25 protein-coding genes are annotated in these 24,293 nt (G+C 60.4%); 16 read left to right on the forward strand and 9 right to left on the reverse strand.

Annotated elements, in window-relative coordinates:
• Window positions 1-15 precede the first annotated feature (15 nt).
• From ACYZT0_RS13870 to ACYZT0_RS13905, 8 genes are all read right to left on the reverse strand, one after another.
• On the reverse strand, window positions 16-801 hold the full coding sequence (locus ACYZT0_RS13870; protein WP_462046318.1) for a fimbrial biogenesis chaperone: 786 nt from the start codon (window positions 799-801) through the stop codon (window positions 16-18).
• Between the two features lie 26 nt (window positions 802-827).
• Window positions 828-1,328, reverse strand: a complete 501-nt coding sequence (locus ACYZT0_RS13875) for a Csu type fimbrial protein (protein WP_462046319.1) — start codon at window positions 1,326-1,328, stop codon at window positions 828-830.
• Window positions 1,329-1,332: 4 nt separating this feature from the next.
• Window positions 1,333-1,869 carry a Csu type fimbrial protein gene (locus ACYZT0_RS13880; protein ID WP_462046320.1) on the reverse strand — a complete coding sequence of 179 codons (537 nt, stop codon included), beginning with the start codon at window positions 1,867-1,869 and terminating at the stop codon, window positions 1,333-1,335.
• 17 nt (window positions 1,870-1,886) lie between these two features.
• Window positions 1,887-2,420: a Csu type fimbrial protein gene (locus tag ACYZT0_RS13885; RefSeq protein ID WP_462046321.1), complete on the reverse strand. Its 534-nt coding sequence runs from the start codon at window positions 2,418-2,420 to the stop codon at window positions 1,887-1,889.
• Window positions 2,414-2,914: a Csu type fimbrial protein gene (locus ACYZT0_RS13890; protein ID WP_462046566.1), complete on the reverse strand. Its 501-nt coding sequence runs from the start codon at window positions 2,912-2,914 to the stop codon at window positions 2,414-2,416. The genes ACYZT0_RS13885 and ACYZT0_RS13890 overlap by 7 nt, the downstream gene beginning before the upstream one ends.
• A gap of 354 nt (window positions 2,915-3,268) precedes the next feature.
• On the reverse strand, window positions 3,269-4,705 hold the full coding sequence (locus ACYZT0_RS13895) for a J domain-containing protein (RefSeq protein ID WP_462046322.1): 1,437 nt from the start codon (window positions 4,703-4,705) through the stop codon (window positions 3,269-3,271).
• 148 nt (window positions 4,706-4,853) lie between these two features.
• Entirely contained in the window at window positions 4,854-5,981 is a 1,128-nt protein-coding gene (locus ACYZT0_RS13900) for an AraC family transcriptional regulator (protein ID WP_462046323.1), read from the reverse strand.
• A gap of 304 nt (window positions 5,982-6,285) precedes the next feature.
• Complete coding sequence (locus ACYZT0_RS13905; protein ID WP_462046324.1) at window positions 6,286-6,858, reverse strand: hypothetical protein; 573 nt, start codon at window positions 6,856-6,858, stop codon at window positions 6,286-6,288.
• A 262-nt stretch (window positions 6,859-7,120) separates the two neighbouring features.
• On the opposite strand from ACYZT0_RS13905, the gene ACYZT0_RS13910 reads away from it, so the two are divergent.
• Window positions 7,121-8,611 (forward strand): M15 family metallopeptidase, encoded by a 1,491-nt coding sequence (locus tag ACYZT0_RS13910; protein WP_462046325.1) that lies wholly within the window; start codon window positions 7,121-7,123, stop codon window positions 8,609-8,611.
• A gap of 302 nt (window positions 8,612-8,913) precedes the next feature.
• Window positions 8,914-9,657, forward strand: a complete 744-nt coding sequence (locus ACYZT0_RS13915) for a hypothetical protein (RefSeq protein ID WP_462046326.1) — start codon at window positions 8,914-8,916, stop codon at window positions 9,655-9,657.
• A 41-nt stretch (window positions 9,658-9,698) separates the two neighbouring features.
• Here the strand turns inward: ACYZT0_RS13915 and ACYZT0_RS13920 are convergent, their stop codons facing one another.
• On the reverse strand, window positions 9,699-10,502 hold the full coding sequence (locus ACYZT0_RS13920) for a hypothetical protein (protein WP_462046567.1): 804 nt from the start codon (window positions 10,500-10,502) through the stop codon (window positions 9,699-9,701).
• A gap of 150 nt (window positions 10,503-10,652) precedes the next feature.
• Here ACYZT0_RS13920 and ACYZT0_RS13925 point away from each other — a divergent pair, with 150 nt between their 5' ends.
• From ACYZT0_RS13925 to abaF, 14 genes are all read left to right on the forward strand, one after another.
• On the forward strand, window positions 10,653-11,324 hold the full coding sequence (locus ACYZT0_RS13925) for a GntR family transcriptional regulator (protein ID WP_462046327.1): 672 nt from the start codon (window positions 10,653-10,655) through the stop codon (window positions 11,322-11,324).
• Window positions 11,325-11,438: 114 nt separating this feature from the next.
• Window positions 11,439-12,371, forward strand: a complete 933-nt coding sequence (locus tag ACYZT0_RS13930) for a 4-hydroxyproline epimerase (RefSeq protein ID WP_462046328.1) — start codon at window positions 11,439-11,441, stop codon at window positions 12,369-12,371.
• The gene (locus tag ACYZT0_RS13935; protein WP_462046329.1) at window positions 12,368-13,483 is read left to right on the forward strand and encodes an NAD(P)/FAD-dependent oxidoreductase; all 1,116 of its coding nucleotides are present in this window, start codon (window positions 12,368-12,370) and stop codon (window positions 13,481-13,483) included. Before ACYZT0_RS13930 ends, ACYZT0_RS13935 begins: the two co-directional genes overlap by 4 nt.
• Complete coding sequence (locus ACYZT0_RS13940) at window positions 13,476-13,712, forward strand: (2Fe-2S)-binding protein (RefSeq protein WP_462046330.1); 237 nt, start codon at window positions 13,476-13,478, stop codon at window positions 13,710-13,712. The genes ACYZT0_RS13935 and ACYZT0_RS13940 overlap by 8 nt, the downstream gene beginning before the upstream one ends.
• Window positions 13,709-14,965 (forward strand): FAD-dependent oxidoreductase, encoded by a 1,257-nt coding sequence (locus ACYZT0_RS13945; RefSeq protein WP_462046331.1) that lies wholly within the window; start codon window positions 13,709-13,711, stop codon window positions 14,963-14,965. Before ACYZT0_RS13940 ends, ACYZT0_RS13945 begins: the two co-directional genes overlap by 4 nt.
• Window positions 14,966-15,039: 74 nt before the next feature.
• Window positions 15,040-15,789 carry an AraC family transcriptional regulator gene (locus ACYZT0_RS13950; protein ID WP_462046568.1) on the forward strand — a complete coding sequence of 250 codons (750 nt, stop codon included), beginning with the start codon at window positions 15,040-15,042 and terminating at the stop codon, window positions 15,787-15,789.
• Between the two features lie 250 nt (window positions 15,790-16,039).
• Window positions 16,040-16,858, forward strand: a complete 819-nt coding sequence (locus tag ACYZT0_RS13955; RefSeq protein ID WP_462046332.1) for an ABC transporter substrate-binding protein — start codon at window positions 16,040-16,042, stop codon at window positions 16,856-16,858.
• Between the two features lie 10 nt (window positions 16,859-16,868).
• Window positions 16,869-18,647, forward strand: a complete 1,779-nt coding sequence (lhpI, locus tag ACYZT0_RS13960; protein ID WP_462046333.1) for a cis-3-hydroxy-L-proline dehydratase — start codon at window positions 16,869-16,871, stop codon at window positions 18,645-18,647.
• Entirely contained in the window at window positions 18,640-19,305 is a 666-nt protein-coding gene (locus tag ACYZT0_RS13965; RefSeq protein ID WP_008157202.1) for an amino acid ABC transporter permease, read from the forward strand. Before lhpI ends, ACYZT0_RS13965 begins: the two co-directional genes overlap by 8 nt.
• A gap of 10 nt (window positions 19,306-19,315) precedes the next feature.
• Window positions 19,316-19,966, forward strand: coding sequence for an amino acid ABC transporter permease (locus ACYZT0_RS13970; RefSeq protein ID WP_462046335.1), 651 nt, complete (start codon window positions 19,316-19,318; stop codon window positions 19,964-19,966).
• Window positions 19,959-20,681 carry an amino acid ABC transporter ATP-binding protein gene (locus ACYZT0_RS13975; RefSeq protein ID WP_462046336.1) on the forward strand — a complete coding sequence of 241 codons (723 nt, stop codon included), beginning with the start codon at window positions 19,959-19,961 and terminating at the stop codon, window positions 20,679-20,681. Before ACYZT0_RS13970 ends, ACYZT0_RS13975 begins: the two co-directional genes overlap by 8 nt.
• Window positions 20,682-20,690: 9 nt before the next feature.
• Complete coding sequence (locus tag ACYZT0_RS13980; RefSeq protein WP_462046337.1) at window positions 20,691-21,719, forward strand: trans-3-hydroxy-L-proline dehydratase; 1,029 nt, start codon at window positions 20,691-20,693, stop codon at window positions 21,717-21,719.
• A gap of 133 nt (window positions 21,720-21,852) precedes the next feature.
• Window positions 21,853-22,770, forward strand: a complete 918-nt coding sequence (locus ACYZT0_RS13985) for a dihydrodipicolinate synthase family protein (RefSeq protein WP_030132201.1) — start codon at window positions 21,853-21,855, stop codon at window positions 22,768-22,770.
• A 71-nt stretch (window positions 22,771-22,841) separates the two neighbouring features.
• Entirely contained in the window at window positions 22,842-24,239 is a 1,398-nt protein-coding gene (gene abaF, locus ACYZT0_RS13990; protein ID WP_462046338.1) for a fosfomycin efflux MFS transporter AbaF, read from the forward strand.
• The last annotated feature ends 54 nt before the right edge of the window (window positions 24,240-24,293 follow it).

The raw sequence follows: 24,293 nt of genomic DNA on the forward strand, positions 1-24,293 counted from the left end.
CTCCAGACCGTGGCACTACCGTCCTGGCGTAATGTTTTCCACGTTTGTTGCCCCGTTGATCCGCACCTGCAACGGCTGATCGGCCGGCATCATATCCGGTACCGGCCAGCGCATGGTCGCGCCCGGCAGCACGTAGCCGAGCAAGCCCTCCACCAGCGGCCGAGGCTGGCCGCCCTGCTTGAGCGCGGCATCAGTCAGCCGGGCGTGCACCGCGCCTTGATTGCGCATTTCCACATAGTTACGCCCGGCGACGGTGACCTTCTTCCAGCTCAGATCAGGCTTGCCCGCGCCTTTCGGGTCCCGCTGGCGGGTGCTGTCGTCCTTGCTCCACAGGCCGGGGCCATAGACGAACAAGGGCACCGAATAACGCATCTGAAAGCGGATGGCAGCAGCCGTCTTGCCATCGGCCGGTGGCGCTACCGGCGTCGCCGAAGGGATTTCATCGATGATGATCCGATAGGCCAGCTCTTGGCCCGGCGGCACTTCCCGGGTTCGGGTCAGGCGCACCAGTTGCTTCTGCCCAGGTTCGATCTTGGCCACCGGCGGGCTGCCAATCACGTCACGCTGGTTCTGGTATTGATCATCAAACCCGCTCTGGCTCCACGCGAACACACGGATTTGCAGGTTGGCAGTCTCGGTGCCACGGTTCTCCAGCCACAACGCGCTGGCCTGTTGATCCGCTTCCAGAACCGGATCAATGGGCCAGATCAGCACGGAGCTGGCGGCCTGAACCTTTCCCATGCCCAACGCCACCAGCCCGATAAAACCCGCAACCCATAACCGCTGGGACGCTGAATACATAGACCCCACTCCTTATGCCAATAGCCTTACCACGACAGCTGCACCTGCAACACGTCGCTGTACGTCCCCCCAGGCTGATTACCCGGTAACTGCACCTGTCCGTAAATCGGCAGGGTGATGTTGTTGGCGTTGCTGTAGGCCACGCTGACGCTCTGGCTGATCCCCAGGCTCTGGCTCAGCGCGGCATCCCGAAACAACTGGTACGCCACCTGTGCACTGCCGCTATTGAGCTTTAGGTGCCGGCCACTGCTGTTGTACAAACCGCCATCGACGCTCATGTTCAGGGTCACTCCCGGCGTGCATTGCAAGGTCACACTGCCGTTCAGCGGCACGGAGACGCTGCTCGTGGATAACGCCGAATAAGTGCCGAAGGTCAGACTGCCATAGTTCGACCCGCCGCCGACCACCAGGCAACCCGGCGTGATCGTCGCGCTGACCTGGAATGTCTGGCTGGTGACCGCCAGCAGTGACAGCGGCATCCCCCAGCTGATAACCACCGCCGCCGTCGTGTACCAGACGCCCTTCATGGCTCTAGAACGTCAGTTGCACGGATACCGTATCGGTGTAAGTACCGGCCGGCAGCCCCGTCTTGCCCACGGCTTGACCGTAGATATTCACGGTTTGCGCCAGGCCAGTGCTCGCGCCCACGTTGATCGTTCCGTTGATAGCCAGGAGCGTCGAATGCCCGGAGTCGGTATAGAAATCATAAGGTACAAAATTGGCAACGCCGTCGTACAACGCCCGGGTACCGCCCGTCGATTGCCCGTCATGGGCCCCTGCGCCCACGGTGATCACCGGCGAGGTGCCCGAAGAACACTGAACGGACAAGGCGCCCCCACCGCCGCCCAGCACTTGGCCGGTGGCCGTGGCGAACTGGCTGTTGGTGGTACCAAAATTGAGCGTACCGAAGTTCAAGCCCGTGGTACCGCCCACGCCATTGACCAGGCAACTGTTGGTCAATATCAGGGTGGAACTGATCTGCCCGGTCACGGTGGTCACCGCCTGAGCGCTGGAGGCCAACACCAGCGCCATCAACGGAAGGCCTACTTTCGAGACAAGTGCATGCATGATGTTCTCCTCATGGTTTACCAATCCAGTGTCACCGTCAGGGTGTCTGTGTAGATCCCGACCGGTAAGGCCCTGGCATTCACCTCCACCGAGCCGAATACCGGAATCGGTATTTTTGTGCTCTTGGTCACGACGAAATTGCGTTGTTGGTCGATGCTGTAGGTGTTGCGACCGGAAGCATCAGCAGAAAGACGATAGGGAATGGTCTGTCGACCATTGCTCAGGCGCCGGGTGCTGCCGTCGCCATGGGCACCACCATCGATGGTCACAGTGAAGCTGCGGACCGACGGGTTGCAAGAGACCGCCAACGGTGCCCTGTCACTGATCTCGGCACTCGGTTGGTTGTCCCAAGTCGGGCCATGGTTGCCGAAATCCAGCACCGCCACCTGGCCGTCCGGGCTGACCGGGGCGCTGTCAGTGCCTTTGCTCACCTCGCAGCTGGCGGTGATCACTAGCCGCGCGTGAATTTGCCCGCTGACGGCAGCGTTGGTGTCATCGGCCAGCAGCAACAGGCCGGCCAGCGCCGCGAAGGCCCAACGGCGGGCTACCATGTCACCGTCACCTTGAGCAGGTCGGAATAGCGCCCAACCTGGGGAATGTCCTTGAGTGGCTCAATACGCCCGTAAAGCGGCAAATTCACCGACCCTGAATCCGGTACACGACCGCTGACCGGCACATCCACGGCCAGAGGGATTCGCCGGGCGGCGTCGGTATAAATCCGATAGGGAATGGGTTTGCCTGACGCAGACGCGGCAGCCAGGTAACGCACCTCGCCAACGCCACCGTGCAGGCCACCGTCGACTCGTACCTGATAGGGCGTGTCCGGGTTGCACTCCAGGCGTGGTTGGCGCTGGCTGATCAGCGCGGCACTCAACGGGCCAGCGGGGTTATCCAGGCGCGGGCCGCTGCCAAAATCCAGCACCCCAAGTTGTTCGATACCGGTACTGCGAGTGGTACCCACCAATTGGCAACCACGCTGCACGTCAATGCGCACCTCCACTTGGAGCTGTGCACCGTAACCCGTGTTGCAGAGCATCGCGCTCATGACTGCCAAGACTGTGTGTCCCTTCACTGCCCCAATCCTTGTAAAGGGGTGATTGCTGTGAATGAGGTTAGCAACGCAGGGGGAATTTGCCAGTCGGCCGAATCCTCCACATGCCACTGAAGCCGAGTTCATAAACTCCTATCTAGCTTCTGCTTGGCGCATCGGTACAAAACACTCAAAGTGGTCATTGAGACACATCCGGTCAATGGAGAACGCCGCGAATGGGCTCTTTGACTTGCGTAATGCGCAGATAGAGCAAACCTCGTGTTTGTGACAGTCAAGGCAGGATTGATGACGCTAGCCACAGCCTCACACCAATATTTCGGAATCAGAGTTGGGTCGGACACCCGATAATCAGAATTCATCTTCGGCAAGATTATAGGTGGTCATATTGCCGTTTTTGACTTTATACAGCGTCAGCGTGAGGTCACTGTATTGCGGACCTTGAGAAGTCTTTTTTTCTTCAAGCATGAACTGTTCAGAGCGCGACAGATAGCCGGAAACTAGATCTCTATAGCGCACATCATAACCACCAGGTGAAACTGCTTTGACCGTAAAACGTCCGTGTGCAGGAATGAACACGAAGCGGGCCGGCGTGGCGTGATTTCCGTTTAGGGATACTAGCTTTACAAAGACGTCCGAATTGTTCTGTCCGTTGTCGATGGTGACGGTCGAACGCCCTTTAACGTTGGTTTGAGGGAACCCCTTCAAATAAGAGGCCAACTTCGGCCAAGGTTGCCCGTTTGGTGCTTTCGGTGGCCTGACCCAGGCTTGTTTGACGACCGCAGTGCCAGCGATCGTCGAATACCCCTGAGCCACAGGCTGGCGCGTTGAACTCGTCCCAGCCGCATTCGGAGAAGGTATCCCGGCAGTTGAAGTCTGCTTGCCGTGGTCGACATTCGCCGTAGCTTCAGCTACGTATGGCTCAGGGCTTCGCGGCGGAGCATAAGTGTTCGTCTGCGCATTCAGTATTACTGAGGAGATGCCAGCGGCAATTACAGCGACTACCCCTACTTGCACAAAAAACCGACGCTGCGTGAGTTTCCACGCGTTCCTAAGGCGGACACTACTGCCGCCGAGCGCGTCTAAAAACACTTCAATGTGTGCGCGTAACTTGGCCCCTTCGTCATCGACGTACCTACCGTCGGACTTTTTCTTGCGAGGAATTTTTTGCGCCAAGCTAAGTGCATCCAAGGCAACTGCGCGCGCCATATCGGGGCGGCCTGTGGCGGCGAAGAAACGGGCCTGATGGGCAGCCAATCGCGCGTTAGGCAACACCGGTCGCTTGCCTCCGAGCATATTGACCCATAGGGCCTGGACGGAATAGATCGGCCCCCACGGAAAACCCCACCATCCCAAGGCCCAGGTAATCGCGGTGGCCTGAAGTGCCTTTTTTTCGGCACAAGGGCTACAAAAAACCCCTTGGGTCATTGAGCGTACCGTGAAAACCAGGAAGCTCTTGGCTTTTAAGAAAATCACGTAACGAGGCTGAGCAGAGACTTTGCCGCAACATGAGCAGACGATTGGCTCGGGCGCCTCGAAATCTTCGGCGCAGACCTTCTTGGCTGCCTCGACCGACATCGTGTCATATTCGGCTCGAGACTCTGGTTCGCAGAGTACGGCGTAAGCTTCATTGAGGTGCTGAAATTGGCTGGTCGCGCCTGCTGACGCGTTCCGATCAGGATGGAGTTCCATTGCCCGCCGACGATAGGCGGCTTTGATAAACGCGCCATCAGCGTCGTTATCTACCCTGAGAATGGCATAGTAGCCTTTCGGATCCCTACTCCCCATAGCGTCTCGTACCTGTCTTATTCTCATGCTGCTTGCGTGCCAGATCTAACCAACTATTGCGCTCGGGCTAAAATCTCAGCCTTTCGAGTGGTAACGTTTTTCAACGTTTGCAAGGTTTCGGACTTCGCTGCTCGAGAGACGGCATTCCTTAGCCGACTAGACGAGGCTTTGCATCCTTGGCCTTTAGCAGGGATTCATCGACTCGATACTGACCGGGCGTCATGCCGAACCAGCGGATGCAAGCTTTGTGGAAACTGCTGTGGTCGTGGAACCCGAGCAGGTGAGTCACGTGCTTCATATTGAAATGGGAATGACGCAGGTAGAAGTCGGCCAACTGCCGACGCACATCGTTCAGCACGTCCTTGAACTGGGCGCCATCCTTCTCGAGTGCTCGTTGCAACGTTCGCTTGCTAATGTTCAGCGCGGTGGCTATCGATTCCATATCACACTGCCCTTGCCCCTGACTCAGGCGCTCGGTGATCAGTCCACGAATCCTGCATACAATGGTGAAGCCGTACAATAGATCCAGCTGAGCTTCGGCAAAACTGTCATGGAGTATAGCCAACGCCTCGTTGGCCATGCTCAACGGACGCAGAAGCTCTTGGCCATCGAACAGGATGCTGTCATAGGCCGCCCCGAAACGCAGCTCACAGCCAAACAGCCGCTGATGCTCCGAGATGTCTTCAGGTTCGGGATAGGTGAACTCCACGCTTAACGGTTGCGGCAATTTGCCACCTGCCAGCCAACTACAGAATCCCAACAGCGACGCGAGTCCGGCATCGGTGTACTGCCGTGGTTTGACCGAGTCGCACTGGTGATCCAGCCCGGCCAGTCGATAATTCTGCTGTTCTTGACCCAAAAACAGGCTAAGTCCAGAGCTAATCAACGGGCTGAAACGCACGAGGCGTTCGAGCGCCCGCTTCAGATTCAAGCTGGACATCATCGTGTACCCCACAATCTGGAAGTTACTCGGATGTACATGCCCGTAAGCTTTCAGACCAATATTCGAATCGCCAGACGCCTGCGCCGCCAATTCCCACAGACGGTAAATAACACTTCGTTTGTAGAAGGCTTGCTGCTGACTCAGAAGCATCATATCCAACCCGGCTTCCCGGGATAAATTGATCACATCCAAGCCCTGAGCCGAGAGCGTATTCACCAACACACTGGTATAGCCTGTACCCACTCTATACATGACGACCTCAAAGTCCTGTTGAACCAAGCATCCTTTAGTGAGCCATTGCGAATTTGCTCTGAAATTCATACTAATGGCCATTCATTACAGAGTCGTTTTGCATGCTATTAAAGACAATCCACGGCGAGCGTAGCCCCCGAGAGGCGATGTGCAGTGGTCTAGTAACCGCCCTCCATTCAGAAAGCCAAGCCTAACGGCTTCGGCAACCTTCAAATAGTTTGGGTAGAAGCCAACTGATGTTTTTTACACAGTTTCGGCCAGAAGGGCGGTTCGAGTGGCAGCGGCGCCGGGACGGGAGCAGGTTCAAGCGCTGACGGTGGCAGCAGCGGACAATGACCACCATGGCTCGACAAATTCCAGGCTACCGGCTGCACGTTATTGATAGCTACCCCGGTACCGAGGATTTTTGCGCACCGACACTGCCCGCCCTACCGGCGACTGCAAGTGCCACGCAACAAGCCAGTAACGAGAATGCGGCGAATGCGCCCATCACATGTAGATAAGGCAATACGTGATTCCAGGCTCGAGCCACCCCCAGGAAAGCGGCGAATAGCCAACCGCTCATGGAAAGCGCACCCAACAAGGCGAGCCGGGCGCGGCCTGCACTGCGCAGTGCGACGAATGGAGCCTTTTGCAGCAGCGGGAAGCCGACTCGATGCAATAATGCACCGTTCAGGCTAAGCAGCGCGACGACAGTCACCTTGGCCCAGAGTTTCTGATTGAGCAAATACGCGTCGCCTTCACTGAGGTAACCCTGAAGCACCAGCAACAGTCCGCTTGCCCAAAGGGCCAGCAGTGCGAGGCTGACGATCTTCTGAGTTTCATCAAGGTACTCAAGCCCCGCTTGGTCCAGTGTTTCCTTGCGCCAACTCCAAAGCTTGTGATCAGCCTGCAACACCCGCCCCAGGGCAATACACGTAGCGAGCAGATGACCGTATACGAGAAGCATTTTGAGCATTGCCTTGACCTTTTTATTATTTGGGCGCTGCGTTCCCTGCTTCGCTGAATTGAAGGCGAATGATACAAATTAGCAATTGCATTTTCAAGATGAGCGTTCGTTCACATGTGCCGGCACTGTACTGGTCAAGTAATCCCGGACACGACATTAAGTTTTTTCTCGGCCAGAGACGGTAATCGGCCAACAGCGGACATACGCTAGAGCTCACCGACTCGACCCATCCCCTGATTTGGCTTGAGAACCAGCCTCTTTGGAGCACCGCATGCGCTATCCCTCCAGCCTTCTGCCTCTGCCCTCCTCGACTCTGTTTTCGCTTCGCTCACTCAGCCTGCTCCCGCGGTCTTGGCTGCAATTGGCCCTGTGCCTGAGCATTGTCGTGCCCTGCATGGCCGGTGCAGAGCCTCAACCCGAGAACATGGTTTATTTGCGTATGATTGATCCGGGCATTGAGCAAGACATTCGCTATGCCAGCGCTCACAACTTCACCGGGCACCCACTCGACGGTTACACCGCTGGGCAGTGCCTGTTGTCACTGGAGGCTGCCAAGGCCCTCGCTCGGGTACAAAAGGCATTGCATGCGCAGGGCTATGGTTTGAAGGTGTTTGACTGTTATCGACCCAGCCGTGCCGTTGCCGATATGGGGCGCTTCGCGACGGAACCGGGTGACCCACGCAAGGCCGAGTTCTATCCGCGTGTGGATAAGCAGGACTTCTGGCGTCTGGGTTACGTGGCACGGGTGTCGAACCACTCCAAAGGCTCAACCGTGGATTTGACACTGACCGGTCCGGATGCTCTGCCCGCCGATAGTTGGGCGCCGTCAGCCGAGCAAGTCGATTGCACGGCTCCCTATGGCCAGCGTTGGCGCGATGGCGCACTCGATATGGGCACCGGTTTCGATTGCTTCGATGAGCGGGCGCATACCTACAACCCGATGATCAACGCTGCCGCCAGGGACAATCGCCAGACGCTCAGCAGGGCCATGGAGAAAGAAGGATTTGCCGGGTACTCGAAGGAATGGTGGCACTTCACATACAGTGGAGAAGGTTCGTCGAAGAACGTCATGGACTTCCCCATTACGCCGCTGGGTGCAAGCGATGCTCTCGCCACCAGCCATCAACTGATTGTGGTCACCACAAAAAACTGGACCGACATCCAGGGCACCGCCCAGCGCTATGAACGGCAGGGAAACACCTTTCGAAAATACGAAGCGCCGTTTCCGGTGGTGGTCGGCCAGAGCGGGCTTGCGTGGGGCAAGGGTCTTGGCAGCGTTGAACAACGCGAAGGTCCTGTCAAACGCGAAGGGGATGGAAAGGCGCCCGCCGGGGTATTCAAGCTGGGAACGGCGTTTGGCTACGACAACACGGCCGCCACCCAACTGCCTTACCTTGCGCTGACATCGACCATCGAATGCGTGGATGACAGCCACTCCGCACACTATAACGACCTTGTCGACGGAGCGACTGTATCGAAAGACTGGAACACCTCCGAACGTATGCGTCGCGATGACGACCTGTATCGAAAAGGCATTTTCATCGAACACAATACGCCGGCGTCCCCCGCCTCGGGCTCGTGCATTTTCTTCCATATCTGGCGTGGTGCCACTTCCCCGACGCTGGGTTGTACGGCCATGGATCAAGCAGATATTTCTCGCTTGTTCAATTGGCTGGATCCTCGCCAGTCCCCTCTGCTGGTTCAAATGCCCGAGGTGGAATACGAGCACCTTCGCGAGCGCTGGAATCTGCCCAAACGCTGATACCGTCGACTCAGGCCACCTGAGCGATAGCTGCCCCCCATTGATACAACGTTGTTACGCAGGCTGTTACTTCATGATCTGCACCGGCGCCCATGACCCTCCAGACTGTTACGCCAAGACACTTCGCAGTGCTGCGCGACTCGCCTACCGTGAAGCCGTCAATGTGCTTACAGGGTTGTGACACATCATCGGCACCGCCCGCCTCCCGTCACTGGAGGCATGGAAGAACGCCACGGGTGCTGCCCGATCGCTAGCCCGCTGCCCATTGATTGTCCAACACTCAACCAAGGAAGAGGGAAACCATGAGTCAGTCAAACCCAGTAAGCAAACAAAGCCAGCAGCTGCACAATGATGTGCAAGAGGCCTTCAAGTCGTTTCAGAGCGTCGCCCCAACAGCCCTGAAAACCACCGACTACAGTAAGGTGCTGACGTCGACCCTGGCGGCCACCCAAAAGTCGGTCAAGATCCAGATCGCCGCCGGTGACCTGACCTTGCTCAAACAATCAGGCTACAAGCTGTGCTTTGCCAAGAAGGTCGGCAATGAAGCCTACAATGTGGTCTGGCAATCCTACGTCCAGTACCTGAGCAACAGCACGTTCAGCTGGACGCCCCAGTATCAGTTGTTCGGTGCCAACTCTTTCCAGGCCAACGTTCAAGTCGATGTGTCGACCAACATCGTCAATATCGGACTGGGCCAACAGTCGATACTCGACAATGCCGGCCTGTTGGGTTCGGCGACGAGTGGTGGCCCCGACACCTCCATCACCCTGGTGAACAACTACGGTGCGATCCACCCCGGCATCAGCCAATTGTCCACGGGCATCGATGGCAAGCAGATCAGCACACCTATCTACGTGGCCTCGGCACAAGTAGTCACCGGCCAGACCGTGCTAACCCCCGTCGAGACCATTCTGGTGTGGTTTGAACAGAACGTGCAGACCAGCACCATGTTCAGCACCTCGCGCTCGCAATCAATTGAAATCGATTTGACCTTCGATAATAGTGCGACCCGCCTCTACTCTGGCGGTAGCTGGACCGTCGTGTAACGCCAGCATCCGGGGCAACCTTGCGGTTGCCTCTCTGCTCATCAATCGTCGCTGCCACCCTTGGCGAAATATCCGGTCAACGACCGGCAGATGGACTCGGCCAGGTCTTCCTGAGTGGCGATGCCATAAGGTCGATTTCGATCAAATTGCGCTGACCAACGGATTCGCCCCTGAGCGACATCAATCAAGCGTACCGAGGTCCGGACACGCGCCGGTTCCACCCGCACGCTGCCCTCCAGGGAATAGCTGCCGCGCCTGGCCCGTCCCAGGTCGGGTGCTTTTACGCTACTTCGTGGCACCTTCATCAGCACATGGTTCGCCGGCGTTTGCGTCTGTTCGAATGACTCGAAAAGCCTGCAACTCAACTCTTCGCACAAGCCTTGGGTAAAGTCGTCGCCGTCGCGGGTGATGCAGGTAAACGGCTGGAGTTGCAGGACCGGATGGCGTGTGCCGGTTGCCCGGGGTCGTTGCCGCTCGTACGTCAGTCGATAACAACCGGCCGGCACGTTCAGACGTACCGGATCCTGTTGGCCAAGCGTGGCGTAATGACTGGCGAGCTTGCGCCGCAACCGGCCTACCTGAACCCGCACCACGGGATCATCGCCCGTGCAGTAGACCGCCGGGTCGCGGCGAAACACCGCGATGCCGATGGCGTGCTCGGTGAGAGGCGTATCGGAGAATTGGAGGTCGTGCTCGACCAGGAAGCGCAGCAGGCTGCCCATCCGCCTGGATTTGGCGAACAACGGACTGGCCAGCAGCAGCGCCAGCACCCGCTCTACCTCTTCCCGACCGAGTCGTTCGGGAGCAATGTCCACACTCGAATTGCCAACGCAATTGATCACAATCGCCCGCCTCCGTGCAGGTTGAGCGTCGCCAGATCGAAGCTTAGCAGCTGCAACCAGATGGTGAAGATATTCTAGTGGCTGGCCATGGCCGACGAACACCAGGGCAAATTCGTATACCCTATCTGCAAATCATTGCGAACGATCACGACCGTGGCCCTGACAAAACTCAATGCTCCCGACCTTGGCAATTCGCCTTCGACGTCGGAAATCATCACCCGTCATCTGCGTGACGCCATCGTCGCCGGGCATTTCGCCGAGGACGAGCCGATTCGTCAAGACGACATCGCCCGCCAGTTCAACGTCAGCAAGATTCCGGTGCGCGAAGCCCTCAAGCGCCTGGAGGCCGAAGGCCTGGTGATGTTCCAGCGCAATCGCGGGGCGATGGTCACGCGGGTGTCCGATGCGGAACTGGCGCAGATGTTCGAAGTGCGCATGTTGCTCGAAGACAAGGTGCTGCGCCTGGCCATTCCCAACATGACCGAAGACACCTTCGCGCGCGCCGAACGCATCTGCCAGGAGTTCATCGGCGAAGATGACGTGGGACGCTGGGCCGAGCTCAACTGGGAATTGCACGCCTGCCTCTATGAGCCGGCGCAGCGGCCGTTTCTGGTCAGTCTGATCCGCTCGGTCAACGACAAGCTGGAGCGCTACCTGCGCATGCAGATGAGCCTTTCTGCCGGCAAGGATCGCGCCGACCACGAACATCGGGAAATCCTTGCGGCCTGTCGCGCCGGTGACGTAGAACTGGCGGTGAAGCTACTCGACGAGCACATTGCCGGCGTCTGCAAGACCTTGTTCGAGCACCTGCCTCACAGCCACTGACCGCTCAATCCACTGTGCCGATTTCGTCATCGGCACTGGATAAAACCATCAAGCCGGCAAGCCCCCGCACCAGCCACTCTTGCGTTCAACCATCTGAACGGACGTGGCCCTCCCATGAAACGCATCACCGTGATCGACTCCCACACCGGCGGCGAACCGACCCGCCTGGTGACCGCCGGTTTTCCTGACCTGGGCAGCGGCAGCATGGCCGAACGTCGACAGCGGCTGGCCGAACAGCATGACCACTGGCGCGCTGCCTGCGTACTCGAACCACGGGGCAGTGATGTGCTGGTCGGCGCCCTGCTCTGTGAGCCGGTGGACCCGTCCGCTTGTGCCGGTGTGATTTTCTTCAACAACAGCGGTTACCTCGGCATGTGCGGCCACGGCACCATTGGCCTGGTGGCCTCGCTGGCGCACCTGGGTAAAATCGGCCCTGGCGTGCACAGCATCGAAACCCCGGTTGGCACGGTGCAGGCGACGCTGCACGAAGACCATTCGGTCAGCGTGCGTAATGTGCCGGCGTACCGTTACCACAAAGCGCTGGCGCTGCAGGTGCCGAGTGTCGGCCAGGTGGTCGGCGATATTGCCTGGGGCGGTAACTGGTTCTTCCTGATCGCCGAGCATGGCTTGGACATTGCCGGCGACAACCTTGAAGCGCTGACCGCGTACACCTTTGCCGTGCAGCAAGCACTGGAAGTTCAGGGGATCCGCGGCGAAGACGGCGGCTTGATCGACCATGTCGAGCTGTTCGCCGATGACGAGCAGGCTGACAGCCGCAACTTCGTTCTCTGCCCCGGCAAGGCCTACGACCGCTCGCCCTGTGGTACCGGCACCAGTGCCAAACTGGCGTGCCTGGCGGCCGACGACAAATTGCAGCCGGGACAGATCTGGCGTCAGGCCAGTGTCATCGGCAGCGAGTTCGAAGGCTCCTATGAACTTCAGGGCGAGCGTATCGTGCCGACCATTCGCGGCCGCGCCTTTATCAGCGCCGAAGCCAGCCTGATCATCGAACAAGACGACCCGTTCGCCTGGGGCATTCGCCCGTGAGCGAGGGCCGGGTGGCCGATGTGATCGTGATCGGCGCCGGCATCATCGGCGCTGCCTGTGCCCAGGCGCTGGCGGGTCGCGGCTTGCGCGTGCTGGTGCTGGACGCAGGCCTGCCGGGCGCTACGGCGGCGGGCATGGGCCACTTGCTGGTCCTCGATGACAACCCGGCCGAACTGGCCCTCAGTCAATATTCCCTGCAACGCTGGCGCGAACTGGCGCCGGCCCTTCCCGATGGCTGCGCGTACCGCCGTAACGGCACCCTCTGGCTGGCGGCCAATGCCGAAGAAATGGCCGTCGCCCACAGCAAATACCTGAACTTGCAGGCCCAAGGCGTGGCCTGCGAATTGATCACCTGCAGCGACTTACGCCAGCGCGAACCGCAATTGCGCGAGGGTCTGGAAGGCGGCCTGCTGATTAATGGCGATGGCATTCTTTATGCCCCGGCGACGGCCAATTGGATGCTCGACACACCGAACATCAGCCAACGCCGGGCGCGGGTCAGCGAAGTCGATGGCAACCGCGTGCGACTCGACGACGGCCACTGGCTAAGCGCCGAAGCGGTGATTCTGGCCAACGGTATCCAGGCCAACGCGCTCTGCCCCGAATTGCCGATCGAGCCCAAGAAAGGTCACTTGCTGATCACCGACCGCTACCCCGGCAAGGTCACCCACACCCTGGTGGAGCTCGGTTACGTCACCAGTGCCCACAACGCCAGCGGCCCTTCAACGGCTTGCAATATCCAGCCCCGGCCGACCGGACAGTTGTTCATCGGCGCCTCGCGACAGTTTGGCACCACCGACCCACAGGTCGAGGGCTGGATGCTGGCGAAAATGCTCAGACGTGCCACCGAGTACATGCCGGGGCTGGCTCAGCTCAACGGCATCCGCGCCTGGACCGGTTTTCGCGCCGCCAGCCCCGACGGCCTGCCGCTGGTGGGTCAGCACCCGCAACGCAAAGGCTTATGGCTGGCGGTCGGTCACGAGGGCCTCGGCGTGACGACCGCCCCCGGCACCGCCGACCTGCTGGTCGCGCAGTTGTTCGACGAAGCGCCGCCGCTGGCCGCGCAACCGTATCTGCCGCAACGTTTTCTCGGAGAGCCCGTTTATGCCTGAATTGATGCTGGACGGGCGTGTCTTGAAGGTTGCCGAGGGCACCAGCGTCGCTGCCGCGCTGGCCCTTGGTGGCGATGGTTGCACTCGCACATCGGTCAGTGGCCAACGTCGCGCCCCGCTGTGCGGCATGGGCATTTGCCAGGAATGCCGGGTGACCATCGACGGTCGACGGCGCCTGGCCTGCCAGACGCTCTGCCGTGACGGCATGCACGTGGAGACTCAAGCATGAGCGAATACGCCGACCTGCTGATCATCGGTGCCGGCCCCGCCGGCATGGCCGCCGCGCTCGCTGCGGCGCCAAGCGGTGCACGCATCGTCCTGCTCGACGACAACCCATTGCCGGGTGGCCAAATCTGGCGTGACGGGCCTCAGGCCAACCTGCCGAACCCGGCGCGTCAGATGCGCGAGCGACTCGAGGCGTGCAGCAACATCCACCGCCACTCCGGCACGCGGGTGATCGCCTGCGCCGGGCCGAAACAACTGCTGGTTGAAGACGCTGATCGTGGCTGGTGGATCGGCTATGACAAACTGATTCTGTGTACCGGCGCCCGCGAGTTACTCCTGCCCTTCCCCGGCTGGACGCTGCCCGGTGTGACGGGGGTTGGCGGCCTCCAGGCATTGATCAAGGGCGGCCTGCCAGTGCAGGACGAGCGCATTGTGATTGCCGGCAGCGGACCGTTATTGCTAGCCAGCGCCGCCACCGCGAAACACAACGGCGCCCGGGTGCTGCGCATTGCCGAGCAGGCCTCCTCGGCCGCCGTCGGCGGTTTCGCCGCCCGACTGCCACGTTGGCCCAACAAACTGATGCAGTCGATCACGTTGTTCGACCACCATTACCGTACTGGCACCCATGTACTGGCCGCCCTGGGCAATGGACGGTTGGAAGGTGTGCGCCTGCAACAACAAGGAAAAATCCTCGAACTGGAATGTGATCGCCTGGCCTGCGGTTTCGGGCTGATCCCCAATACCCAACTCGGCCAGGCCCTGGGCTGCGACCTCGACGGCCAGGCGCTCTCGGTCGATACCTGGCAGGCCAGCAGCCGCGCCGACCACTTCGCGGCCGGTGAATGCACCGGTTTCGGTGGCAGTGAACTGGCGTTGGTCGAAGGGGCGATCGCTGGACATGCCGCGGTCGGTGACGTTGATTCGGCCCGAGCATTGTGGCCTCGGCGCACGCGCTGGCAGGGTTTCGCCAACGCGCTGAACAAGGCATTCGCCCTCGACCCGCAACTCAAGTCGCTGACGCAACCCGACACCCTGGTGTGCCGTTGCGAAGACGTGCCTTACGGGCTGCTTGCAGGGCACGCTGACTGGCGCGAGGCCAAACTGGCCAGCCGCTGTGGCATGGGCGCGTGCCAAGGCCGGGTGTGTGGCGGCGCATTGCAGCACCTGTTCGGCTGGCAACCTTCGGCACCACGCCCGCCTTTCAGTCCGGCGCGGATCGAGACGTTGTTGTGCCTGGACGACACCCCACCGTCCTGAATGCCGGCCCGGGGCTTTCGGGTCCGCTGCCGAGTCTCTATGATCCGGGGCATTGCCACCAGACGCCCAGCGCCATGTATGCCTCGCTCACCACTTTCAAACCCTGCGACCTGCCGACCCTGCTAAGCAGTCTGCAGCCGATCGCGGCGCTGCTCGATACCCTGTCGGACGTGGTGTTTTTCATCAAGGACAGCGAGGCCCGCTACGCCTTCGTCAACCAGACCCTGGCCCGGCGCTGCGGCTTCAAACACACTGACGAGTTGCTCGGGCGCACCGCCGACACGGTCTTTCCCGAGCGCTTTGGCCCGCTGTATACCGAGCAGGATCGGCAGGTGCTGTCCACCGGCCGCGAACTGGCCGACCAACTCGAACTGCACCTGTATTACGGTAACCAGCCAGTCTGGTGCCTGACTCACAAACTCGCGCTGCGCGACCTGCAGGGTCATGTGGTCGGCTTGGCCGGCATCTCCCGCGACCTGCAACTGCCACAGTCAAGCCATCCAGCTTTCCACAAACTCGCGGCGGTGGACGCGCATATCCGCAGCCATTTCGCCCGGCCCATCAGCCTCGCCGAACTGACTGCGATCGCCGGGTTTTCCGTGGCGCAACTGGAGCGCCACTGCAAGCGGGTGTTCCAACTCACCCCACGGCAGATGATTCATAAGGCGCGTCTGGAAGAAGGCTCCCGGCTGTTGCTGCACACTGACCTGCCCATCACCGAGATCGCCCTGCGCTGCGGTTACACCGATCACAGTGCCTTCAGCCGGCAGTTCCGCGCTCTGACCAGTCTGGCACCCAGTCAGTATCGCGAAAGCCGTCGCTGAACCCGGGCGAGTGTTCCTTTAAGGGGCGCCCGGCGTCTCAACTGCTCCCTTCTGTAACACCGCCTGATACAGGCCATCGAGGGGTTCTTCTGCCGCGCCCTATTCCCACCCTCTTGCAGGACGTTTAACTCAAGGTTTGGCGAGTAATTCTCGCCGGTGTTCGGAAACAGGCACGCTCATTGCTAATCTAATATCGTATACGAAATTCACAATACGATATCTAACAGCACTTTCCGACCACGAGGCCTCTATGAAAAACCCCGCATTTGCCGTAGCCCTCAGCGCTGTTCTCAGTACTTCCTTCATTGCCACCGCCCAGGCCGACAAGCTCGACGAGATCATCGGTTCGGGCAAGCTGCGTTGCGCAGTGACCCTGGACTTCCCGCCCATGGGTTTTCGCGATGAAGGCAACAACCCAGCCGGTTTCGACGTGGACTACTGCCGCGACCTGGCGAAAATCCTCGGGGTCGAGGCTGAAGTGGTTGAAACGCCGTTCCCCGATCGAATTCCAGCGCTGGTCTCCGGGCGCGCCGACGTGATCGTCGCCTCCACTTCCGACACGCTCGAACGGGCCAAGACCGTCGGCCTCACCGTGCCGTACTTCGCCTTCCAGATGGTGGTGCTGACCCGCGACAACACCGGCATCAACAGCTTCGCCGATATCAAAGGCAAAGCTCTGGGCAACACCAGCGGCACCTATGAAGCCATCGCCCTGGAAAAAGACGTGAAGAACTGGGGCACCGGCACCTTCCGCGCCTATCAGTCGCAGAACGACACGCTGCTGGCGGTCGCCCAAGGCCACATCGACGCAACCGTGGTCACCAACACCGTGGCCGCCGCCACGATCAAGTCGGGCAAATACAAGAACCTGAAAATCGCCGGTAACGCGCCGTACACCATCGACTACGTGTCCTTGGGCGCCAAGCGCAACGAGTATGGCCTGCTCAACTACCTCAATCTGTTCGTCAACCAGCAAGTGCGCAGTGGCCGTTACAACGAGCTGTTCACCAAATGGGTCGGCACCGAGATTTCACCCTCCGACCTGACCGTGCCTAAGGTCTATTACTGAGGTGTCCGGCATGCCTAGGCCAACCTCTCTGACCGGTCGCAGCCTGGTCGCCGGCGCCGCACAAGGCGCCCTACTGTTTGCCGATGTGGCCTTGAGTTTCTGGGGCGGAGTCGACCCGTTTAGCGGCGAGGTCATCGACCGTCACCACCCGCTGAGCGGCGAATACCTGGCCGGCCGGGTGCTGGCCATTCCCAGCGGCCGCGGCTCGTGCACCGGAAGCAGTGTGCTGATGGAACTGATCAGCAACGGTCATGCGCCGGCCGCACTGGTGCTGGCCGAACCCGATGAGATCCTGACCCTGGGCGTGCTCGTGGCACAGACCATTTTCGAGCGTTCCCTGCCGGTGCTGTGCATCGGCCGGGAGGCCTTCGCCACCTTGCGTGGAAAGGCCTTTGCTCGGGTCGAAGCATCAACGGTAACCGTGTTCGACCGCCTGCCGGGTGATGCCTGGCAGGTACTCGACAGTCCGTTGCATATAGAAGAAAAAATCACCTCTATCGAACTCACCGAACACGATCGGGCGCTGCTCAATGGCGAGCATGGCAAAGCCGCCCAGGTCGCCATGCAGATCGTCCTGCGCATGGCTCAATTGCAAGGTGCGCGCCACCTGGTGGATGTCACCCAGGCACACATCGACGGCTGCATCTATACGGGACCTGCGAGCCTGCGCTTCGCCGAACAACTGGTGCAGTGGGGAGCAAAAGTACGGGTGCCGACCACGCTCAATTCGATTTCCGTCGACCAGCGTCGTTGGCGTGAGTTGGGCATCGACCCGGCGCTAGGCGTACCGGCCAGTGCCCTGGGCGATGCCTATATGGCGATGGGCGCGCAACTCAGTTTCACCTGCGCACCCTACTTGCTCGACAGCGCACCGAAGGCCGGCGAGCAGATTGTCTGGGCCGAATCCAATGCGGTGGTCTACGCCAACAGCGTGCTCGGCGCACGCACCCTGAAATACCCGGACTACCTGGATATCTGCATCGCCCTGACCGGCCGCGCGCCGTTGATTGGTTGCCATCTGGACGCGCAACGTAAAGCGAACCTGCAAATCGAATTGCCGGTTTTGGGCGAACTGGATGATGCCTTCTACCCGCTGCTCGGTTACCACATCGGTGCCCTGGCCGGCAGCCGGATTCCGCTGGTGCTGGGCCTGGAACACAGCAAGCCGAGCCTGGATGACCTGAAAGCCTTCGGCGCGGCTTTTGCCACCACCTCCGCCGCGCCGCTGTTCCATATCGCCGGGGTGACGCCGGAAGCACTCGACCCGACGCAGGTGCTGGGGGCGGATGCTCCTGTGCCGGTGGAAAAAATCCGCCTGAAGGATTTGCTGCTCAGCTGGCGTGAGCTCAACAGCGCCCGCGACAGCCAGGTGGATGTGGTCTCGCTGGGCAACCCGCATTTCTCTCTTAGCGAATTCGCGCATCTGGCGCGGCTGTGTCGGGGTCGGCACAAACACCCCGAGGTCGTGCTCGCCATCACCTGCGGTCGCGCGGTGCTGGAGCAGGCCCGTGAGGCCGGACATATCGCGGTGATCGAAGCCTTCGGTGCGACCCTGGTCACCGACACCTGCTGGTGCATGCTCGGCGAACCGGTGATCCCGCTGGCCGCCAAAACCTTGATGACCAACTCGGGCAAGTACGCCCATTACGCACCCGGCCTGGTGGGCCGCGAGGTGCACTTCGCCAACCTCGCCGAATGCGTCGACGCCGCCTGCAACGCCACGGCCAGCGGTTGTTTGCCGGCCTGGCTGCAATCGGCCGCCCCTCTGGAGAGCCACGCGCATGTTTGATTACACCTTCCAATGGCGCGCGACCCTGCGCGCCCTGCCGGACATGCTTGCCGGCGCCTGGGTCACCTTCGAGACCGCCGCGCTGTCGATGATTTTCGGCGTGTTGATCGCCCTGGCCCTGACGGTGATGCGCGAAACCAAACAACCGTTGTTGCGCGGCATCGGCAATGGCTGGGTGTCGATCGCCCGCAACACCCCGTCGCTGTTCCAGATCTACGTCCTCTACTTCGGCCTCGGCTCGCTGGATTTGCATGTCAGCTCATGGTTCGCGTTGCTGGCCGGGATCACCTTCAACAATGCCGGCTACCTGGCGGAAAACTTTCGCGGAGGCCTCAAGGCTGTACCCGGCACGCAAGTGCGCGCCGCGCGCTCGCTGGGCATGAGTGCCTTCCAGGCTTACCGGATGATTATCGTCCCGCAGCTGCTGCGGATCGTGTTCTACCCGTTAAGTAACCAGATGGTCTGGGCGGTGCTGATGACGTCGCTGGGGGTAATCGTCGGGCTGAACAATGACCTCACCGGCGTGACCCAGGATTACAACGTCAAGACGTTCCGCACCTTCGAATACTTCGCCATCGCCGCGGCGCTGTATTACCTGATTGCCAAGGCAATCGTCGCCGTCGCCCGGCTGATGGCCTGGCGGCTGTTCCGTTACTGAGGAGGTGACCATGTTGACCACCAGTTTTTCCTGGAATGACCTGCTGTTCTTGCTTGATGGCGCCTGGGTCACTCTGAAACTCACGTTCTGGTCGATCATCCTCGGCTCCTTCGCCGGGCTGCTGTTCGGTTTACTGCGGGCGCTGTTGCCGCGCGCCAGCCTGCCATTGGCCTGGGTGCTGGACGTGTTTCGCAGCGTGCCGTTGCTGATCCAGTTTGTTTTGTTCAACTCGCTCAAGAGCATCGTTGGTTTGAACATCAGCGCCTTCAGCGTCGGCTGCATTGTGCTCGGGGTCTACGCCGCCGCGTACTTCACCGAGATCGTGCGCAGTGGGGTGCTTTCGGTGCCGTTCACCCTGCGTCGGGCCAGTCGTTCGCTGGGCCTGAGTTTCCTGCAGGACCTGCGCTGGATCGTCCTGCCGATGGCCACCCGGGTGGCTTTCCCCGGCTGGCTGAACCTGGTGCTCAGCGTGATGAAAGACACCGCGCTGGTGATGTGGATCGGCATCGTCGAACTGCTGCGCGCCTCGCAAACCATCGTGACCCGCATTCAGGAACCGCTGCTGGTGCTGTGCATCGCGGGCCTCATCTACTACGTCATGAGCCTGGTGGTCGCTCGCCTGGGCGCTCGTCTGGAAAGAAGGTGGCAAGAAAATGATTGAGATCGACAACGTACACAAATCCTTCGGCGACCTCGAAGTGGTCAAGGGCGTCAACCTGACGGTGAGCAAGGGCGAGGTGGTGTCGATCATCGGCGGCTCTGGCTCGGGCAAGTCGACCCTGCTGATGTGCATTAACGGCCTGGAACCGATCCAGAAAGGCAACATCCGCATCGACGGTGTGGAGGTCCACCACAGCGCCACCGACCTCAATCGCCTGCGGCAGAAGATCGGCATCGTCTTCCAGCAATGGAACGCGTTCCCGCACCTGACCGTGCTGGAAAACGTGATGCTGGCGCCTCGCAAAGTGCTGGGCAAGAGCAAGTGCGACGCCGAGGAACTGGCGGTCAAACAACTGACCCACGTCGGTCTGGGCGACAAGCTCAAAGCCTTTCCCGGCAAGCTCTCCGGCGGCCAGCAACAGCGCATGGCGATCGCCCGTGCTCTGGCGATGGCGCCGGACTACATGCTGTTCGACGAAGCCACTTCAGCCCTCGATCCGCAATTGGTGGGCGAGGTGCTGGACACCATGCGCATGCTCGCCGAAGACGGCATGACCATGGTCCTGGTGACCCACGAAATCCGCTTCGCCCGCGATGTGTCCGACCGCGTGGCGTTCTTTCGCAATGGCCTGGTGCACGAGATCGGCTCGCCGGATCAGGTTATTGGTAATCCGGTGCATGCGGAAACCGCGGCCTTCCTCAAGTCGGTCAAATAGGAGCAGACAATGCGTTCATCGAAAGTAATTCACGTGGTCAGCTGCCATGCCGAAGGTGAAGTCGGTGACGTGATCGTCGGCGGCGTCGCCCCGCCACCCGGGGCCACGGTGTGGGAACAGTCGCGCTGGATTGCCAAGGATCAGACCTTACGCAACTTCGTCCTCAACGAACCTCGCGGCGGGGTGTTTCGCCACGTCAACCTGCTGGTACCGGCCAAAGATCCTCGGGCGCAGATGGCCTGGATCATTATGGAACCGGCCGACACACCACCGATGTCCGGCTCCAACTCGCTGTGCGTGGCCACCGTGTTGCTCGACAGCGGCATCCTGCCGATGACTGAACCGCAAACCCGGTTGGTGCTCGAAGCGCCGGGCGGGTTGATCGAAGCGGTTGCCGACTGCCGTGACGGCAAGGTCGAACGGGTGGAAATCAAGAACGTGCCCTCCTTCGCTGACCGCCTCGATGCCTGGATCGAAGTCGAAGGCCTCGGCTCATTGCAGGTCGACACCGCGTACGGCGGCGACAGTTTTGTGATCGCCGACGCCAAGCACCTGGGCTTCTCCATTCGTCCTGATGAGGCGGCTGAACTGGTCGAAGTCGGGCTGAAAATCACCCGCGCGGCCAACGAACAATTGGGCTTCGTCCATCCGCTGAACCCCGAGTGGTCGCATATTTCCTTCTGCCAGATTGCCGCGCCCATCGTCGTTGAACATGGCATCGCCACCGGGGCCAACGCGGTGGTGATTCAACCCGGCAAGATCGACCGTTCACCGACAGGCACCGGTTGCTCGGCGCGGATGGCGGTGCTGCAGGCCAAGGGATTGATGCAGGTGGGCGAGCGTTTTATTGGCCGCTCGATCATCGGTTCCGAGTTCCATTGCCGCATCGACTCACTGACGGAAGTGGCCGGACGCCCGGCGATCTACCCGTGCATTTCCGGCCGGGCCTGGATAACCGGCACCCACCAGTTGCTGCTCGATCCGAGCGATCCGTGGCCACAAGGCTATCGACTCTCTGACACCTGGCCTGGTGCCTGAGCAAGTCTTAAAACCACATCAAAAACTCTGATAAACGGCTAGCAAAAACTCTACATAACTGAAAAAAGCACTGGCCGAGTGTTGTCACTTGCAATATCGTATACGAAATACAATTACTGAACCGGAGGCAACAATGAGCAAGCGCATTAACTGGAGTGGCGTCTTCCCCGCGGTGACCACTCAATTCAACGACGACTTCACCATCAACCTGGAAAAAACCCACCAGGTGATTTCCAACGTTATCCGTGACGGCGTGTCGGGCCTGGTGGTGTGCGGTTCGGTGGGGGAAAACACCTCATTGACCGCCGAAGAAAAAATCGCCGTGACTGAAGTCGCGGTCGACGCCTCCCGCGGCCGCGTGCCAGTGATCTGCGGTGTGGCCGAATTCACCAGCGTGCAAGCGGCCAAGGTCGCCAACGCCGTGCGCCGGGTCGGCGTCGACGGGGTTATGCTGATGCCGGCGCTGGTCTACGGTTCCAAGCCATTCGAGACCGCCGAGCACTACCGCTACGTGGCCAAGAATGCCGATGTCCCGCTGATGGTTTACAACAACCCGCCGATCTACAAAAACGACGTCACCCCGGACATCCTGATTTCCCTGGCCGACTGCGACAACGTGGTGTGCTTCAAGGATTCCTCCGGCGACACCCGGCGTTTCATCGACGTGCGCAATGAAGTCGGTGACCGCTTTGTGCTGTTCGCTGGTCTCGACGACGTGGTGCTGGAAAGCATCGCCGTGGGGGCCGAAGGCTGGGTCTCGGGCATGTCCAACGTGTTCCCGAAAGAAGGTGAAACCATCTTCCGCCTGGCCAAGGCCGGTCGCTTCGCCGAAGCCATGCCGATTTACGAATGGCTGATGCCGATCCTGCACCTCGACGCCCGGGCCGACCTGGTGCAGTGCATCAAACTGTGCGAAGCCATCGCCGGTCGCGGCAGCGCCCTGACCCGTCCACCCCGTCTGGCCCTGCCGGAAGCCGATCGCGTTTTCGTCGAGCAGATCATGGCCAAGGCCCTGGCCAATCGTCCGGAGTTGCCGGACGTCGGTCTCTGAGTGATTGCCGGGCGGGTCTTTGAGGACCCGGCCCGGCTGCCTGTCTTTGCGCCTCTACAGGAAACGTCAGCATGTCCAATCCTCACAGCACCTCCCGCGCAACCACACCCTCGGGACTCAAACGTGTCGTGGCCGCCGCCATGGCCGGCACTGTCGCCGAATGGTATGAATTCTTCCTCTACGGCACCGCCTCGGCGCTGGTCTTCGGTCAGCTGTTCTTTCGCCAGACCGACAGCCCGATCGACGGCATCCTCGCGGCCTTCGCCCTGTATGCCGTCGGCTTCCTCGCCCGCCCGTTGGGTGGTCTGGTGTTCGGTCATTACGGTGACAAATTCGGCCGAAAACGCCTGCTGCAACTGAGCCTGGTGGTGGTCGGCATCACCACCTTCCTGATGGGTTGCCTACCCGGTTTCGACCAAATCGGTTACGCCGCACCCGTGTTGCTGGTGTTGCTGCGTCTGATCCAGGGCTTCGCCTTCGGCGGTGAATGGGGCGGTGCGATTCTGCTGGTGTCCGAACACTGCCCGGACAATCGCCGGGGCTTCTGGGCCAGCTGGCCGCAAGCCGGTGTTCCGGCCGGTAATCTGGTGGCGACCGTCGCGTTACTGCTGCTGTCGTCGAACCTGTCGGAGGAGCAATTCCTTGCCTGGGGCTGGCGTGTCGCGTTCTGGTTCTCGGCCGTAGTGGTGGTGATCGGCTACTGGATTCGCACCAGCGTCGATGATGCGCCAATTTTCAAGGAAGCCCAGGCCCGTCAGGCGCAAAGCAAGCAACAACAATTGGGCGTGGTCGAAGTGCTGCGTCATCACTGGCGTGCAGTGCTGGTCGGCATCGGTGCGCGGTTTGCCGAAAACATCCTCTACTACACCGTCGTGACCTTCTCGATTACCTACCTGAAGCTGGTGGTGCACAAGGACACCTCAGAGATTCTGTTTTTGATGTTCGGTGCGCACCTTCTGCATTTTTTCATGATCCCGCTGATGGGTTATCTGTCCGACCTGGTCGGACGCAAACCGGTGTACCTGACGGGTGCAATCCTCACCGCGTTCTGGGGCTTCATCGGTTTCCCGATGATGGACACCGGCAACAACTGGCTGATCATCGCGGCCATCACCCTGGGCCTGGCGATCGAGTCGATGACCTACGCGCCCTACTCGGCGCTGATGGCGGAAATGTTCCCGACCCACGTGCGCTACACCGCGTTGTCCCTGTGCTACCAGGTAGCACCGATCTTCGCGGGTTCTTTGGCGCCGTTGATTGCCCTCACCCTGCTCAACAAGTATCACAGCTCGACACCGATCGCCTGGTACCTGGTGGGCGCGGCGCTGATCTCCATCGTCGCCGTCGGCCTGACTCGAGAAACCCGTGGTAAATCGCTGCACCTGGTGGACAGCGAATCCGCGGCGCGCATCGCTGCCTTGGACGACGCCAAACCCGCCACTGCATGTCGGGGTGATTCACTGGCTTGAGGCTGGTGAATATTTGTGGCCGGCGCGCTTTTCCCTTTGCCCTTTTTCGACAGG

The sequence above is a fragment of the Pseudomonas sp. ZS1P83 genome (assembly GCF_054897825.1).

What these genes read in the sequence shown, in the direction of transcription:
- ACYZT0_RS13870 (WP_462046318.1), bottom strand. Translation starts at nt 801, where the DNA reads ATGTATTCAGCGTCCCAGCGGTTATGGGTTGCGGGTTTTATCGGGCTG.
- ACYZT0_RS13875 (WP_462046319.1), bottom strand. Translation starts at nt 1,328, where the DNA reads ATGAAGGGCGTCTGGTACACGACGGCGGCGGTGGTTATCAGCTGGGGG.
- ACYZT0_RS13880 (WP_462046320.1), bottom strand. Translation starts at nt 1,869, where the DNA reads ATGCATGCACTTGTCTCGAAAGTAGGCCTTCCGTTGATGGCGCTGGTG.
- ACYZT0_RS13885 (WP_462046321.1), bottom strand. Translation starts at nt 2,420, where the DNA reads ATGGTAGCCCGCCGTTGGGCCTTCGCGGCGCTGGCCGGCCTGTTGCTG.
- ACYZT0_RS13890 (WP_462046566.1), bottom strand. Translation starts at nt 2,914, where the DNA reads ATGAGCGCGATGCTCTGCAACACGGGTTACGGTGCACAGCTCCAAGTG.
- ACYZT0_RS13895 (WP_462046322.1), bottom strand. Translation starts at nt 4,705, where the DNA reads ATGGGGAGTAGGGATCCGAAAGGCTACTATGCCATTCTCAGGGTAGAT.
- ACYZT0_RS13900 (WP_462046323.1), bottom strand. Translation starts at nt 5,981, where the DNA reads ATGGCCATTAGTATGAATTTCAGAGCAAATTCGCAATGGCTCACTAAA.
- ACYZT0_RS13905 (WP_462046324.1), bottom strand. Translation starts at nt 6,858, where the DNA reads ATGCTCAAAATGCTTCTCGTATACGGTCATCTGCTCGCTACGTGTATT.
- ACYZT0_RS13910 (WP_462046325.1), top strand. Translation starts at nt 7,121, where the DNA reads ATGCGCTATCCCTCCAGCCTTCTGCCTCTGCCCTCCTCGACTCTGTTT.
- ACYZT0_RS13915 (WP_462046326.1), top strand. Translation starts at nt 8,914, where the DNA reads ATGAGTCAGTCAAACCCAGTAAGCAAACAAAGCCAGCAGCTGCACAAT.
- ACYZT0_RS13930 (WP_462046328.1), top strand. Translation starts at nt 11,439, where the DNA reads ATGAAACGCATCACCGTGATCGACTCCCACACCGGCGGCGAACCGACC.
- ACYZT0_RS13940 (WP_462046330.1), top strand. Translation starts at nt 13,476, where the DNA reads ATGCCTGAATTGATGCTGGACGGGCGTGTCTTGAAGGTTGCCGAGGGC.
- ACYZT0_RS13945 (WP_462046331.1), top strand. Translation starts at nt 13,709, where the DNA reads ATGAGCGAATACGCCGACCTGCTGATCATCGGTGCCGGCCCCGCCGGC.
- ACYZT0_RS13950 (WP_462046568.1), top strand. Translation starts at nt 15,040, where the DNA reads ATGTATGCCTCGCTCACCACTTTCAAACCCTGCGACCTGCCGACCCTG.
- ACYZT0_RS13955 (WP_462046332.1), top strand. Translation starts at nt 16,040, where the DNA reads ATGAAAAACCCCGCATTTGCCGTAGCCCTCAGCGCTGTTCTCAGTACT.
- lhpI (WP_462046333.1), top strand. Translation starts at nt 16,869, where the DNA reads ATGCCTAGGCCAACCTCTCTGACCGGTCGCAGCCTGGTCGCCGGCGCC.
- ACYZT0_RS13965 (WP_008157202.1), top strand. Translation starts at nt 18,640, where the DNA reads ATGTTTGATTACACCTTCCAATGGCGCGCGACCCTGCGCGCCCTGCCG.
- ACYZT0_RS13970 (WP_462046335.1), top strand. Translation starts at nt 19,316, where the DNA reads ATGTTGACCACCAGTTTTTCCTGGAATGACCTGCTGTTCTTGCTTGAT.
- ACYZT0_RS13975 (WP_462046336.1), top strand. Translation starts at nt 19,959, where the DNA reads ATGATTGAGATCGACAACGTACACAAATCCTTCGGCGACCTCGAAGTG.
- ACYZT0_RS13980 (WP_462046337.1), top strand. Translation starts at nt 20,691, where the DNA reads ATGCGTTCATCGAAAGTAATTCACGTGGTCAGCTGCCATGCCGAAGGT.
- ACYZT0_RS13985 (WP_030132201.1), top strand. Translation starts at nt 21,853, where the DNA reads ATGAGCAAGCGCATTAACTGGAGTGGCGTCTTCCCCGCGGTGACCACT.
- abaF (WP_462046338.1), top strand. Translation starts at nt 22,842, where the DNA reads ATGTCCAATCCTCACAGCACCTCCCGCGCAACCACACCCTCGGGACTC.